This is a genomic window from Kocuria sp. NPDC057446, assembly GCF_042802875.1.
Classification (GTDB): domain Bacteria; phylum Actinomycetota; class Actinomycetes; order Actinomycetales; family Micrococcaceae; genus Kocuria.
The window spans coordinates 1-13,378 of sequence record NZ_JBHVDI010000104.1 but is presented as its reverse complement, the minus strand read 5'-3'; the positions used below and the strand labels follow the sequence as shown (position 1 = coordinate 13,378).

Sequence of the window (13,378 nt, the reverse complement as noted above, 5' to 3'; positions counted from 1 at the left end):
GGTCCGGTGACCCGCCCCGCCGTCGTCCTGCCGCGTGACGAGTGGGCCGCGCGGGCGCACGCCCACGAGCGGCGCGCGGCCCGATACGCGGACCCCTTCGTGACCCGTCGCCACCGCGGGCAGAAGCACCCGGTCGAGGACTTCCTGTTCACGTACTACACGCTCAAGCCGACGCAGCTGAAGCGCTGGCACCCCGGGGCGGGCACCGTGCTTCTGGACGCCGCCGAGCGGGCCGACGAGAAGTTCTACCGCCCGCTCACCGGCGCCGAGCTCGCGGCCCTCGGACTCGGTGCCGGGGACGGCGCCGTGACCGTCGACGACGACGCCGTCCGGGACCGGCGGGCCCCCGCCGTCGACTTCACCCGGGCGGTGCTCGGCGCGCACGCCGGCAACCCGGGGTTCTTCGGCTGCTTCGGCCTCCACGAGTGGGCGATGGCCTACCGCTCGGAGGCCAACGAGCTCCGCCACGAGCAGCTCGGGCTGCGGCTCGGGGCGGCGGGCACGGACGCCGTCGTGGAGTCGGCCCGGATCCGCTGCACCCACTTCGACGCGTTCCGCTTCTTCCAGCCCCAGGCCGTGCCGCTCAACGAGCTGCGACCCACCCGCGAGTCGCAGCGCCGGATGGAGCAGCCCGGTTGCCTGCACGCCACCATGGACCTCTACAAGTGGGCGTACAAGCTCCTCCCGGCGGTCCCGTCCGAGCTGCTCATGGACTGCTTCGAGCTGGCGTGGGACGTGCGGGAGACGGACATGCAGGCGGCGCCCTACGACCTCTCCGGCTGGGGCTACGAGCCCGTGCGGATCGAGACCCCGCAGGGCAGGGCCGAGTACGTGCGCCGGCAGCGGGAGTTCGCCCGCCGCGCGGCACCGCTGCGCCGCCGGCTCGGCGCGGCCCTCGAGGTCCTCGACCCGGCCCGCACCACCGACGGGGCCGCCGCGTGAGCGCCCCCGGGGACTCCGCCGAGGGCTGGGAGCGGATCGTGGCGGTCTCCGCCGTGCCGGACCCGTTCGACTTCGTGACGGTCCCCGCCGCCACGGGGCCGGTGCTCGTCACCCGCGCCGCGGACGGTGCCCTGCACGTGCTGCGCAACACCTGCACCCATCAGCAGGCCACCGTGTGCCGGGAGTCCTCCGGGCACACCGAGACGTTCGAGTGCCCCAACCACTTCTGGGTCTTCGCCCCCGACGGCCGGTTCGTGGGGTCCCGTCTGGCCCTCGCCGCCGGTCGCGAGGCCCCGCCGGACCCCGCCAAGAACCTCCGGGCGGCGGAGGTCGGCGTGGTCGACGGCTGGGTCGTGGCCCGCTTCGGGTGAGCCGGGATCAGTCCGCGGCGGCGGCGGCGCCGTCGTCGTCGGGACGCTGCCGGTCCTCGAGCCAGGCCTCGACGTCCGCGCGCCGGATCCGGCGGTGCGTGCCCCGGTACCGCACCGGGATGACGCCCTCGGTGGTGAGGTTGCGCAGATGGGTGGCCGAGATGCCGGCGAGCACGGCCGCCTGCGAGGTGCTCAGCAGGTCCTCGGGGGAGGTGGAGCCGGCTCCCTGCTCGCCGTGGCGGGCGAGCCAGGCCTCGACGTCCGCGCGCCGGATCCGGCGGTGGGTGCCCCGGTACCGCACCGGGATGACGCCCTCGGTGGTGAGGTTGCGCAGATAGGTGGCCGAGATGCCGGCGAGCGCGGCCGCCTGCGAGGTGCTCAGCAGGTCCTCGGCGGCGGCCGGCGCGTCCGCGCCGGACGGCACCGGGGCCGACGCGACCGGGGCCGAGGTCACCGTGACGGTCTCCCCCCGGGTCATCCGGGACAGGAGGTCCACGACGGCGTCGAGCGCACCCCCCGGCAGGCGCAGGGAGGTGCCGTCCACGAAGACCGTCACGTCCCGGGCCTCGAGGGCGGCCGCGAGCCGCTCGGCCTCCCGGCCGCTGAGTCCGGGGGTGGTCGTCGCTGGGTGCTGGGTCATGAACCCATTGTCCCAGGACTGCGCCGGCCGCGGCCGGTCACGGCCGGTCCGTGTCCTCCAGGACGAGCGCGGCGGTCAGCAGCGCGAGATGGCTCAGGGCCTGCGGGAAGTTGCCGAGGAACGAGTCGTCCTCGGGGTCGATCATCTCGGTGTAGAGACCCACGTCGTTGCCCAGCGCGAGCATCTCCTCCATGAGCTCGACGGCCTCCTCCCGCCGGCCGACGAGCGCGAGGGCCGCCACTGCCCAGAACGAGCACGCGACGAACGCGCCCTCCTCGTGCTGCATCCCGCTGTAGCGGTGGAGCAGGGGTCCCCGGCCGAGTTCCTCGCGCAGCGCGTCGACGGTCGAGCGCATCCGGGGGCCGCGGTCGAAGCCGCTGATGGCGTGCAGCAGCACCGACGTGTCCAGCTCGTCCGTGCCGGGATGCAGGACGTAGGCACCGCGCTGCGCATTCCAGCAGTGCTCCTCGATCCACTCCGCGATCCGGTCCCGCTCGACGCGCCACCGGTCCGCGCTGCCGGGGATCTGCCCGACGTCGGCCAGGTGCACGGCGCGGTCCAGGCCGTGCCAGCAGCCCATCTTGGAGCTGGTGTAGTGCCGGTGCTCGGGCAGCTCCCACATCCCGGCGTCGGCACGGCGCCACAGGTCGCAGATCTCGTCGGCGACGTCGGCCAGCATCCGCCCCGTCGCCGCGTCCAGCACGTTGCCGCCGCCCACGTAGAGATCGACCATGTCGAACAGGTCGCCGAACACCCCCAGCTGCAGCTGGTCCGCCGCCGCGTTGCCCGAGACCACCGGGCCGATCCCCCGCCAGCCGGGCGCCTCGTAGACGGTCATGGCGTCGCCGGGCACCTCGCCGTCGAGGCGGTTGAGCACGTGCAGCTGCGGGGACTGGTCGCGGGCCAGGCGCAGCAGCCAGGACACGGCCGCGTGCACGTCCTCCTGCTCGCCCAGCCGGATGAGCGTGCGCAGGGTGTAGGCGGCGTCGCGGACCCACGCGAAGCGGTAGTCGTAGTTCTTGGTGCCCGCCCGGTTCTCGGGCAGCGACGTGGTCGCCGCGGCGGCGACGGAGCCGGAGGGGGCGTGGCTGAGCAGCTTGAGCGTCAGGGCGCTGCGCTCGACGTCGGCGCGGTACGGGCCCGAGTAGTCCAGCAGGTCCGTCCACCGCCGCCACATGTCCAGCGTCAGCTCCACGTTCTGGCGGATCCGCTCGGGCGAGGGCAGCCGGAGGGGCTCGCTGTGCGTCGAGACCACCGCGAGCAGGTGCGCCGTGCCCGGGGCGGTGCTGAAGCGCCCGGAGATCTCGTCCGCACTCACCCGGCACTCCCCGAGCGCCTCCGTGCGCACGCCGAGCGAGACGTCGTCCGTGCGCAGCACGGGCCCCTGCTCGGTGTCCTGGACCCACGGCGAGACCGTGTTGAACATGGTTCCCGGGGTGACCCGCCACATCATGGGCACCTCCCCGGAGACGCCCTCGACCGCGCGGGCCAGCTCGTTCCACGGCAGCCGGCCCGTGGAGCCCACGTTCAGGGAGTCGGTCACCCGCACGACGCCGGTGGCGGTGGTGTACGTCGTGCACAGGATGTTGCTGCCGGGCACGTAGCGGCGGCCGACCTCGAACGGCACGGCCGGGGACAGCTCGACGCACCCGCCGCCGTCGGCGTCGAGCAGCCGCGCGAAGGTGGGCGCGGAGTCGAGGTCCGGCACCGGGTACCAGTCCACGGACCCGTCGTGGGCCACCATCGCCACCGTGCGGCCGTCGCCGATGGCCGCGTAGGAGCGCAGGTCCACGTAGCCGTCCCGGCGGGGCGCCAGGGCGTCCAGGGGCACGACGGGCCGTGGACGGGCCGTCACAGGATCGGCTTGCCGCCGGTGACGGCGACCCGCGAGCCGGAGATGTAGCTGCCGTCGTCGGAGGCCAGCAGCACGTAGACGGGCGCGAGCTCGGCGGGCTGCCCGGCGCGCCCCAGGGGGACGTCGTCGCCGAAGGCCCCCACCTTCTCCGGGGGCATGGTGGCCGGGATCAGCGGCGTCCAGATCGGGCCCGGCGCCACGCTGTTGACCCGGATGCCCTTCTCGCCCAGCATCTGCGCGAGCCCCGCGGAGAAGTTCGCGACGGCGGCCTTCGTGGCCGCGTAGGGCGCCAGCTGCGGGGACGGCTGGTCGGACTGCACGGAGGAGCTGCCGATGATCGAGGACCCGGGGGCCATGTGCGGCACCGCGGCCTTGGTCAGGTGGAACATGGCGCCGACGTTGAGCCGGAACGTGTAGTCCCACTCCTCGTCGCTGATCTCGTCGAGGCTGTCGTGGCTCATCTGGTAGGCGGCGTTGGAGACGAGCACGTCGATCCGGCCGAACTCCTGCACGGCCCTCTCGACGACGGCCCGGCAGTGGGCCGGGTCCGAGAGGTCCCCGCGGACCAGGACGGCCCTGCGGCCGGCCTCCTCGATCCAGCGGGCGGTGTCCTGGGCGTCGTCGTCCTCCTCCAGGTAGGCGATCAGGACGTCGGCGCCCTCCCGGGCGTAGGCGATCGCCGCGGCGCGGCCGATGCCGCTGTCCCCGCCGGTGATGATGGCGGCCCTGCCCTCGAGCTTGCCGGAGCCGCGGTAGCTCTGCTCGCCGCAGTCCGGCACGGGGGTCATCTCGGCCTGGACGCCGGGGACCTCCTGCTGCTGTTCTGGCTGGCTCATGGCGTGGTCCTTCCGTGGTCGGGGGTCCGGACGGTGCACGCACTGCTCACCGGGCCTCCCCGATGATCAGCACACTGTCCACTTTAGGTGCTCGAGGCAGACTTGTCGTGCCCCGCTCCCTCGCCGAAGTCACCGCTACGCCCCGACACGGTGGCATGAATGCGCCGCTGTCGGGGAGGGCCGGTGAGTTCGGCGCGGCGGCGGACGGCGACGGCGGACGGCGGCCGCGCTCAGACCGGCCGGGGACGCCAGCGCAGGACGGCCAGCCACAGCAGCACCCCGGCCAGGCCCATGGTCCCGGGCACGAGCACGGGGGACGGCCCCACGGCGCCGCTGGTGGCCGCCCACAGCTGGGCCGCACCCGACATCGAGTCCCAGGCCCCGGTGAACCGCGGGTCCGCCGGCCCGGCCCGCAGGTTCGCCAGGACGTGCTCGTAGACGCCGTAGGCGCTGCCGAGCACGGAGACCACCGCGGCGACCCGCACCGTGCGGGCCGTCCCGGCGGTGCGCCGCACCAGCCACGCCACGGCGCCGAGCAGCAGCACGGCCAGCACCGCCCACGGCACCAGCTGGGCGGGCCCCTGCCAGTGCCGCAGCATCGCGAGCTCGGTCAGCGCCCCGAGGACGGTGGCGATCCCCACCAGCGTCAGGACCCGGCGGTAGACGTGGACCAGCCGCGCGTCGTCGGTCCCCGCGGCCCTGGGTGCGGTGCTCATGGCACCACGGTCTACCGGACGCGCCTTGGAGATCTCCTGGAGACGGTCCCCGCCTCGGCGCCGACCCCTCCGGGACCGGGGACCGGGCGCCACGGGGACCCTCCCTGGACGCGGGCGTGGCCCGTACCACACTCCCGCCCCCGCTCCGGCGCGGCGCGGCGGAGGAACCCGAACCGATAGAATGACTGACGTTCGCCGGATCCCGGCCCGCTGCTCGACCCTCAGGAGTTCCCCGATGGCCCGCATTGTTGTCGACGTCATGCCCAAGCCCGAGATCCTTGACCCGCAGGGCAAGGCCATCGCCAACGAACTGCCCCGCATCGGCCTGGACGGCTTCGCCGGCGTCCGGCAGGGCAAGCGCTTCGAGCTGACCGTCGACGGCGAGGCCACCGAGGACGCCCTGGCCCAGGCCCGCGAGGCCGCCGAGAAGCTGCTCTCCAACCCCGTCATCGAGGACGTCGTGCGCGTGGCCGTGCTCGACGAGACCGAGGAGAACTGAGCATGCCCGGTCTCGAGACCCCGCTGATCGCGGACCTCTCCGCCCCCGCGCCGGACGCCGGGCTCGCCGGCGCGCGCGTGGGCGTCGTCACCTTCCCCGGCACTCTCGACGACCGCGACGCGGCGCGGGCCGTGGTGCTCGCGGGGGGCACCCCGGTCCCCCTCTGGTACGCGGACGAGGACCTGCAGGACGTCGACGCCGTGATCCTGCCCGGCGGCTTCTCCTACGGCGACTACCTGCGCGCCGGGGCCATCGCCCGGTTCGCCCCGCTCATGGAGCGGATCATCGACGGCGCGAACGCCGCGGGCACCTCCGGCTCCGCCCCGCTGCCGGTCCTCGGGATCTGCAACGGCTTCCAGATGCTCACCGAGGCGCACCTGCTGCCGGGCTCGATGATCAAGAACGAGCGACTGAAGTTCCTCTGCCGGGACCAGCGGCTGCGCGTGGAGAACAACGCGACCGTGTGGACCACCGAGTTCGGGCAGGGCCAGGAGATCGTGGTCCCGCTCAAGAACCAGGACGGCCAGTACGTGGCGGACGAGCGCACCCTCGACGCCCTCGAGGCCGAGGGCCGCGTGGTGTTCCGCTACGTCGGGGGCAACCCCAACGGCTCCCGCCGGGACATCGCGGGGATCTGCAACTCCGGCGGCAACGTGGTGGGCCTCATGCCGCACCCGGAGCACGCGGTCGAACCGGGCTTCGGCGCGGACTCCTCGGCCTCCGGCGAGGTCGGCATGCGCGACGGCACGGACGGGCTGGGCCTGTTCGTCTCCGCCCTCAAGGCACTGGTCAAGTAAGGGACACCGAGCACTCCATGAGCGACAAGCACTTCAACCTGGACACCGTCGAGCACGCGGCGGCCACCCCCGACACCGAGCTGCCCTGGGCCGAGCTGGGCCTCAAGGACAACGAGTTCGAGGAGATCAAGAAGATCCTCGGCCGCCGGCCCACCGCCGCGGAGCTCGCCATGTACTCGGTCATGTGGTCCGAGCACTGCTCCTACAAGTCCTCCAAGGTCCACCTGCGCCAGTTCGGCGAGAAGGTCACCGAGGAGATGAGGAAGGACCTGCTGGTCGGCATCGGCGAGAACGCCGGTGTCACCGACCTGGGGGACGGCTGGGCCGTGACCTTCAAGATCGAGTCCCACAACCACCCGTCCTACGTGGAGCCCTACCAGGGCGCCGCCACGGGCGTCGGCGGCATCGTGCGCGACATCATCTCGATGGGCGCCCGCCCCGTGGCCGTGATGGACCCGCTGCGCTTCGGGGCGATCGACCACCCGGACACCGCCCGGGTGGTCCACGGCGTGGTCGCGGGCGTGGGCGGCTACGGCAACTCCCTGGGCCTGCCCAACGTGGGCGGTGAGGTCGTCTTCGACTCCTGCTACCAGGGCAACCCGCTCGTCAACGCGCTCGCCGTGGGTGTGATGCGGCACGAGGACATCCGCCTGGCCAACGCCTCCGGCGTGGGCAACCAGGTGGTGCTGTTCGGTGCCCGCACCGGCGGCGACGGCATCGGGGGCGCCTCCGTGCTGGCCTCCGAGTCCTTCGACGACGCCAAGCCGTCCAAGCGCCCGGCCGTGCAGGTGGGCGACCCGTTCGCGGAGAAGGTGCTCATCGAGTGCTGCCTCGAGCTGTTCAAGGGCTCCCTCGTGGAGGGCATCCAGGACCTCGGCGCCGCGGGCATCTCGTGCGCCACCTCGGAGCTGGCCTCCAACGGCGAGGGCGGCATGCACGTGGACCTGACCCGGGTGCTCCTGCGCGACCCCACCCTGACCCCGGGCGAGATCCTCATGTCCGAGTCCCAGGAGCGGATGATGGCGGTCGTGACCCCCGAGAAGGTCGCCGCCTTCGAGGCCGTGATGGACAAGTGGGACGTCGAGCACTCCTGGATCGGCGAGGTCACCGGCACCGGCCGGCTCGTGATCGAGTGGGACGACGAGGTCATCGTCGACGTCGACCCCCGCACCGTCGCCCACGAGGGACCGGTCTACGACCGCCCGTACCACCGCCCGGCGGACCAGGACCGGCTCCAGGGCGACCGCTTCGCGGGCTCCCCCGCCGACGCCGGGCGGCCCTCCGGCGCGGAGCTCAAGCACGCCGTCCTCGAGCTCATGGCCTCCCCCAACCTGTGTGCCAAGGACTGGGTCACCGACCAGTACGACCGCTACGTGCAGGGCAACACCGCGATGGCCATGCCCGACGACGCCGGGGTGGTCCGCGTGGACGAGGAGACCGGCCTCGGGGTGGCCCTGTCCACCGACTGCAACGGCCGCTACGCCTACCTGGACCCGTACGCCGGCGCGCAGCTGGCCCTGGCCGAGGCCTACCGCAACGTGGCGACCTCCGGCGCCCGCCCCGCGGCCGTCTCCGACTGCCTGAACTTCGGCTCCCCCGAGGACCCGGAGACCATGTGGCAGTTCGCCGAGGCCGTGCGCGGGCTCGCCGACGGCTGCCAGCAGCTGGGGGTGCCCGTGACGGGCGGCAACGTGTCCCTCTACAACCAGACCGGCGGCGTGGCCATCCACCCGACGCCGGTGGTGGCGATGCTGGGCGTGCTCGACGACGTCCGGCGGCGCACGCCGTCGGGCTGGCGCGAGGACGGCCAGGCGATCTACCTGCTCGGGACCACCCGGGACGAGCTGGACGGCTCCGAGTGGGCGAACCTGCGCGGGCACCTGGGCGGGCTCCCCCCGGCCGTGGACCTCGCCCAGGAGAAGCTGCTCGGGGACCTGCTGATCAACATGTCCCGCGACGGCATGATCGACGCCGCGCACGACGTCGCCGAGGGCGGCCTCGCGGCCACGCTGGCCGAGATGGCGCTGCGCTTCGACACCGGTGCGCGCATCGGGCTGGGCGAGGTGTGCGAGCGGGACGGCGTGGACCTGTTCACCATGCTCTTCTCCGAGACCCAGGGACGGGCGGTGGTGGCCGTGCCGCGCAGCGAGGAAGTACGGTTCAAGGACATGTGCACCATGCGCGCCTACCCGCACACGCGGATCGGCGTGGTGGACACGGAGAACCGCGCGCTGGACGTGCAGAGCGAGTTCGGCATCGGCCTGGACGAGCTCCGCGCGGCGCACGAGGGCACGCTGCCGAGGTACTTCGGCTGACCCGCCGGGGGCGGGTCCCGCCCCCGGCGTCCCGTCCCCGGCCCCCTCTCCGTCCACGTCGGCACCCGCGCCCGCAGAAAGCAGCACCAGCATGACTGAGGACCTCGAGGCCCAGCGCCCCGCCCCCGTCCTGGAGACGGAACGACTCCTGCTCCGCCCCTTCACCGCCGAGGAGCTCGACGCCGTGGCCTCCGGCGAGCACGCCGAGCACTTCGCCCGCGGCTTCCCGACCGCCGAGGACATGGACTTCGCCCGCGAGTCCCTTCTGGCCGGGGGCTACTTCTTCACGGAGTCCGTCTACGCACGGATGGCCATCGTGGAGAAGTCGACCGGGGAGGTCGTCGGCACGGCCGGCTTCGTGGGTCCCCCGATCGACGACGAGCTCGAGATCGTGGGGTCCCTGACCGCGGACCGCCGGAACCTCGGCTACGCGCAGGAGGGCATCACCGCGCTGCTCGGCGTCGCCTTCGCGGACCCCGCCGTCACGGGGGTGCGCGCCAGCGTGCCCGGGGACAACGCCCCGGCCGCGCAGGTCCTCGTCGCCGCGGGGTTCGTCCACCGCGAGACCCCCGGCCCGGAGATCGACTACGTCCTGCCGCGCCCCACGTAGGCCGCGCGGCCGCAAAACCTAGACTGGCGAGGTGATCCCGGCCCTGTTCCCGTTCAGCGGCATCCCCGCGCACTTCCTCCCCGAGGCCGCGACGCTCGTCGTGCTGGTGCTCGGTCTGCTCATCAACTTCGTGGCCCTGGGCTGGATCCCCCACAACCGGAGACCCTCCGTGGCGCTGGCCTGGCTGCTGGCGATCTTCCTGCTGCCGTACGTGGGGATCCTGCTGTTCCTGGCCATCGGCTCCGCCAAGCTGCCGAAGAAGCGGATGGCGATGCAGGCGAAGATGAACGACGTCATCCGCGAGAACACCCCGGACCTCCACATCCTGGGCAACACGGACGAGCAGCTGCCCGAGTGGGTGGCCTCCACCGCGGCCCTGAACTACAAGCTCGGCGCCCTGCCCATGGTCGGCGGCAACTCCTTCGACATCCTCACCGACAACCACGAGGCGATGCAGGTCATGGCGGAGGCGGTGGACCGGGCGCAGGACTACGTCCACTTCGAGTTCTACATCGTGGCCATCGACGACGCCTCGCGACCCCTCCTGGAGTCGCTGGTGCGCGCCCACCGCCGCGGGGTCCGGGTGCGGGTGCTGATCGACCACCTCGGCTCCGTGGGCTACCCGGGGTACCGGCAGATGATCCGTCGCTTCGACGAGGCCGGGCTGCCCTGGCAGCGGATGCTCCCCGTCCGGCCGTGGAAGGGCGAGTGGCAGCGGCCCGACCTGCGCAACCACCGCAAGATCCTCGTGGTCGACGGCTCCCTGGCCTACACCGGCTCGCAGAACATCATCCACCGCTCCTACAACAAGCGCCGGAACCGCCGGAAGGGGCTCGAGTGGAAGGACCTGATGATCGAGTGCTCCGGTCCGGTGGTCGCCGAGCTCAACGCCCTGTTCACGAGCGACTGGTACTCCGAGACCGGTGACCTCCTGCTCGACGAGGCCGCCCGCGACCTGCCGGACACGCAGGGACCGGTCTTCGCCCAGGTGGTGCCCTCCGGGCCGGGGTTCGAGACGGAGAACAACCTGCGCCTGTTCAACCACCTGATCTACAACGCCAACGACCGGATCGTCATCGCCAGCCCCTACTTCGTCCCGGACGAGTCGCTGATGCACGCGCTGACCACCGAGGCGCAGTCCGGGGTGGACGTGCGGCTGTTCGTGGGCGAGACCTCGGACCACTTCCTCGCCTACCACGCCCAGAACTCCTACTACCAGGAGCTCGTCGAGGCCGGCGTGAAGATCTACCGGTACCGGGCCCCCACCGTGCTGCACGCCAAGTTCGTCCTCGTGGACGACTACGTCTCCGTGATCGGTTCGTCCAACATGGACGAGCGCTCGTTCGCCCTGGACCTCGAGGTCTCGGTGCTCATCGCCGACCGGGCGTTCCGGCGGCGGATGGACGCGGTGGTCGACGAGTTCCTGGAGGCCAGCACGCTGCTGGACTTCGAGGCGTGGAACCGGCGGCCGCTGTGGCACAAGTACGCCGACAACGTGGCCCGGCTGACCTCGGCCCTGCTCTAGGGACGGGCGGTCCGCGCTCAGGCCTCCAGGACGCCGCGCACGATCGAGTCCCCCGAATGCGTCGGGTCGCCGTCGATCGGTTCGTTCGAGACGTCCACCACGGGGAACTCCCCGACGTCCAGGTTCTCGGGCAGCACGAACACGGCCTCGTCCCCGGCCATCACCCCGAGGCTGACCATCCGCTGCGCGTCGGGGGCGAGCAGCCAGACCTCCTTGAACCCGTCCACGTCGGCGGGGTCGGTCCGCACCACGAGCCGGCGGGTGCCGTCCGGGCGCTCGTCCACCTCGGCGGAGCCGCGGGCGGTGTAGTCGGCCAGGGGCTCCAGCTCGGCGCTGGCCAGCACCGTGGGCTCCGGCTCCAGGCCCAGCCGCTGCGCGCCCCAGACCGAGACGCCGCCCACGAGCAGCGCGGCGGCGGCCGCGGCGGCGGCCAGCGGGTACGGCACCCCGCGCCGGGGCCGGTTCCGGCGGGAGGCGAGGTCGACGACGGTCGCCCCGCCGCGGCCCGCGCCGTCGTCGGTGGGCGGGCCGGCCGCGGGCTCGCCGCCGACGTCCTCGGTGCCGCGCCGGACGCCGGCGTCGGGGACGTCGTCGCGGGAGTCCGCGAGCGGGTCGGCCACGACCGCGTCGGACAGGCCCAGCTCGGTGTGGATCGCGGCCCAGACCGCGGGGCCGGGGGCGGTCAGGGCGGGGGCCTCGGCCCGGCCGGCGCGCACGACGCGCTGCAGGGACGCGAGCTCGGCCGCGCAGTCGGTGCAGGCGTCGACGTGCTCCAGGTGCTGGGGATCCAAGGTCTCACCCAGAGCCAGGAGCGTCAGCGTCTCCTCACTCAGGTGTGCCATGACCGTCTCCCAATCGTGTCCGTAGGTTCGTGAGGCCGCGCCTCAGGTGGCTCTTGACCGTGCCGAGCGGCAGGTCCAGGTGCTGTGCGATCTGCTGGTGCGTGAGTTCCTCGTAGAAGGCCAGCGCCATGATCGTCGACCGGGGGGGCCCGAGCCGCTCGACCTCCGCCCGCACCACGAGCCGGTCCACCAGCAGGTCCGACTCCTCGTGCCGCGGCTCCCGGTCCGTGCGCACGGCGTCCGCCTGCCGGCGCTCCGCCTCGCGGCCGGCCGTCCTCGCGGCGTCGGCGATGCAGTTGCGGGCGATGCCCACCAGCCAGGCGGGGGCCGAGGAGTGCTCGGGCCGGTAGCCCGACCGGTACTTCCACGCCCGGATGAAGACCTCCTGCACCACGTCGTCCGCCGCGGCGTCGTCGCGCAGGGCCCGGACGGCGAGACCCCGGATGACCCCGGCGCAGTGCCGGTACGCGGCACCCAGCGCCTGCTCGTCCCCCGCGGCGAACGCGGTGTCGAGCTCGGGTCCCCACTCCGGGGGCGGCGTCGGCATCGTGGAAGGGCTCCTCGTAGTCCGCAGGTCGTGGCGGCGGACGGCCGGACGGTGCCCGGTCGTGCGCGTCACGCCCAGCCTAGTGGACACCGGCCATCCGGTCATGCGCCTCTCGCCTCCCTCCGCCGCTCAGGGCACCGGGACGGCCCTCAGCACCACGTTGTCCTCGTAGTCGCCGATCTCCTCGAGCCACTCCCCCCCGCACGTCACGAGGTGGAGCACCGGCTCCCCGGTGCGGCGGAACAGGTCGGCCTCCGCCAGGGACTCCTTGTGCACGTGCCGGACGGACTCGGTGCGGTAGCGCTGCACGCTGCCGTCCGCGCGCTCCACGCGCACCTCCGCCCCGACCGGCACGTCCTGCAGCTGCGCCATCGCGGTGACCTCGGTGAGCGTGTCGACGTGGCCGGCGACGACCGCCGCGCCCTCCGCGGCCCCGGGGGCGGGACCGTACCGGTACCATCCGAGCTCCACGTGGTTGTCCGGGATGATCATGGCCCCGTTGTCCTCGACCCCCACCGGGACCACCGGCATGTCGATCGGGGAGCCGTCCACGACCACCCGCACGGGGGCCGGGACCTTCTCGGCGGGCGCCTGGGTGGCGGGGGAGACCGGGATCTCCGCGGGTGCCGCGGCGGACTGCGCCGGGGCCTCCGCGGAGACCGGACGGTCGGGGCCGGCGAGCGCCGGCACCACCTCCTCGCCCTGGTACGGTCCCGCCGCCAGGGAGTTCGCGGGCGGCGTGCCCCCGTCCTGTGGAAGGGCGGTGACGGCCGCGGCCGCGAGCAGGGACACCGAGGCGACCGCCCCGGCACCCACCGCCGCCAGACGACGACGACGGGTGCCGGGAATTGTCGGTCCGGGGGCACGGTGGGCCGCAGCCCGC

General features: G+C 73.3%; 14 protein-coding genes. 7 read left to right on the top strand and 7 right to left on the bottom strand.

Annotation, left to right across the window (positions count from 1 at the left end; all coding sequences use genetic code 11):
• The first annotated feature begins 6 nt into the window (after positions 1-6).
• Together ACFU0Y_RS12625 and ACFU0Y_RS12620 are read left to right on the top strand one after the other, a co-directional pair.
• On the top strand, positions 7-942 hold the full coding sequence (locus ACFU0Y_RS12625; protein ID WP_380214874.1) for a 3-methyladenine DNA glycosylase: 936 nt from the start codon (positions 7-9) through the stop codon (positions 940-942).
• Complete coding sequence (locus tag ACFU0Y_RS12620) at positions 939-1,313, top strand: Rieske 2Fe-2S domain-containing protein (protein WP_380214873.1); 375 nt, start codon at positions 939-941, stop codon at positions 1,311-1,313. The genes ACFU0Y_RS12625 and ACFU0Y_RS12620 overlap by 4 nt, the downstream gene beginning before the upstream one ends.
• 7 nt (positions 1,314-1,320) lie before the next feature.
• Here the strand turns inward: ACFU0Y_RS12620 and ACFU0Y_RS12615 are convergent, their stop codons facing one another.
• From ACFU0Y_RS12615 to ACFU0Y_RS12600, 4 genes are all read right to left on the bottom strand, one after another.
• Positions 1,321-1,953, bottom strand: coding sequence for a helix-turn-helix domain-containing protein (locus tag ACFU0Y_RS12615; RefSeq protein WP_380214872.1), 633 nt, complete (start codon positions 1,951-1,953; stop codon positions 1,321-1,323).
• 37 nt (positions 1,954-1,990) lie between these two features.
• Positions 1,991-3,784, bottom strand: a complete 1,794-nt coding sequence (locus ACFU0Y_RS12610; protein WP_380214871.1) for a glycoside hydrolase family 15 protein — start codon at positions 3,782-3,784, stop codon at positions 1,991-1,993.
• Positions 3,785-3,804: 20 nt separating this feature from the next.
• The gene (locus ACFU0Y_RS12605) at positions 3,805-4,644 is read right to left on the bottom strand and encodes an SDR family oxidoreductase (RefSeq protein ID WP_380214870.1); all 840 of its coding nucleotides are present in this window, start codon (positions 4,642-4,644) and stop codon (positions 3,805-3,807) included.
• A gap of 230 nt (positions 4,645-4,874) precedes the next feature.
• Positions 4,875-5,360, bottom strand: coding sequence for a hypothetical protein (locus tag ACFU0Y_RS12600; protein WP_380214869.1), 486 nt, complete (start codon positions 5,358-5,360; stop codon positions 4,875-4,877).
• A 235-nt stretch (positions 5,361-5,595) separates the two neighbouring features.
• Between ACFU0Y_RS12600 and purS the strand changes: the two genes are divergently transcribed.
• From purS to cls, 5 genes are all read left to right on the top strand, one after another.
• Positions 5,596-5,859 carry a phosphoribosylformylglycinamidine synthase subunit PurS gene (gene purS, locus ACFU0Y_RS12595; RefSeq protein ID WP_031283211.1) on the top strand — a complete coding sequence of 88 codons (264 nt, stop codon included), beginning with the start codon at positions 5,596-5,598 and terminating at the stop codon, positions 5,857-5,859.
• A 2-nt stretch (positions 5,860-5,861) separates the two neighbouring features.
• Positions 5,862-6,656 carry a phosphoribosylformylglycinamidine synthase subunit PurQ gene (gene purQ / locus ACFU0Y_RS12590; RefSeq protein WP_380214868.1) on the top strand — a complete coding sequence of 265 codons (795 nt, stop codon included), beginning with the start codon at positions 5,862-5,864 and terminating at the stop codon, positions 6,654-6,656.
• Positions 6,657-6,673: 17 nt separating this feature from the next.
• A complete protein-coding gene (purL, locus tag ACFU0Y_RS12585) occupies positions 6,674-8,971 on the top strand; it encodes a phosphoribosylformylglycinamidine synthase subunit PurL (RefSeq protein WP_380214867.1) in 2,298 nt (765 codons plus the stop codon).
• A 91-nt stretch (positions 8,972-9,062) separates the two neighbouring features.
• Positions 9,063-9,581, top strand: a complete 519-nt coding sequence (locus ACFU0Y_RS12580; protein ID WP_380214866.1) for a GNAT family N-acetyltransferase — start codon at positions 9,063-9,065, stop codon at positions 9,579-9,581.
• A 31-nt stretch (positions 9,582-9,612) separates the two neighbouring features.
• On the top strand, positions 9,613-11,106 hold the full coding sequence (cls, locus tag ACFU0Y_RS12575) for a cardiolipin synthase (RefSeq protein WP_380214865.1): 1,494 nt from the start codon (positions 9,613-9,615) through the stop codon (positions 11,104-11,106).
• Positions 11,107-11,123: 17 nt separating this feature from the next.
• On the opposite strand, the gene ACFU0Y_RS12570 is transcribed toward cls, so the two are convergent.
• The 3 genes from ACFU0Y_RS12570 to ACFU0Y_RS12560 form a co-directional block, all read right to left on the bottom strand.
• The gene (locus ACFU0Y_RS12570; RefSeq protein ID WP_380214864.1) at positions 11,124-11,948 is read right to left on the bottom strand and encodes an anti-sigma factor; all 825 of its coding nucleotides are present in this window, start codon (positions 11,946-11,948) and stop codon (positions 11,124-11,126) included.
• Positions 11,932-12,495, bottom strand: a complete 564-nt coding sequence (locus ACFU0Y_RS12565) for an RNA polymerase sigma factor (RefSeq protein ID WP_380214863.1) — start codon at positions 12,493-12,495, stop codon at positions 11,932-11,934. Before ACFU0Y_RS12565 ends, ACFU0Y_RS12570 begins: the two co-directional genes overlap by 17 nt.
• A gap of 129 nt (positions 12,496-12,624) precedes the next feature.
• The coding region (locus ACFU0Y_RS12560; RefSeq protein WP_380214862.1) for a class F sortase at positions 12,625-13,378 on the bottom strand (754 nt) is incomplete at its 5' end.

Bases quoted from the DNA above. Each gene is read 5' to 3' on its own strand.
- purS (WP_031283211.1), top strand. From the start codon at position 5,596: ATGGCCCGCATTGTTGTCGACGTCATGCCCAAGCCCGAGATCCTTGAC.
- ACFU0Y_RS12580 (WP_380214866.1), top strand. From the start codon at position 9,063: ATGACTGAGGACCTCGAGGCCCAGCGCCCCGCCCCCGTCCTGGAGACG.
- ACFU0Y_RS12570 (WP_380214864.1), bottom strand. From the start codon at position 11,948: ATGGCACACCTGAGTGAGGAGACGCTGACGCTCCTGGCTCTGGGTGAG.
- ACFU0Y_RS12565 (WP_380214863.1), bottom strand. From the start codon at position 12,495: ATGCCGACGCCGCCCCCGGAGTGGGGACCCGAGCTCGACACCGCGTTC.
- ACFU0Y_RS12605 (WP_380214870.1), bottom strand. From the start codon at position 4,644: ATGAGCCAGCCAGAACAGCAGCAGGAGGTCCCCGGCGTCCAGGCCGAG.
- purL (WP_380214867.1), top strand. From the start codon at position 6,674: ATGAGCGACAAGCACTTCAACCTGGACACCGTCGAGCACGCGGCGGCC.
- ACFU0Y_RS12615 (WP_380214872.1), bottom strand. From the start codon at position 1,953: ATGACCCAGCACCCAGCGACGACCACCCCCGGACTCAGCGGCCGGGAG.
- ACFU0Y_RS12600 (WP_380214869.1), bottom strand. From the start codon at position 5,360: ATGAGCACCGCACCCAGGGCCGCGGGGACCGACGACGCGCGGCTGGTC.
- purQ (WP_380214868.1), top strand. From the start codon at position 5,862: ATGCCCGGTCTCGAGACCCCGCTGATCGCGGACCTCTCCGCCCCCGCG.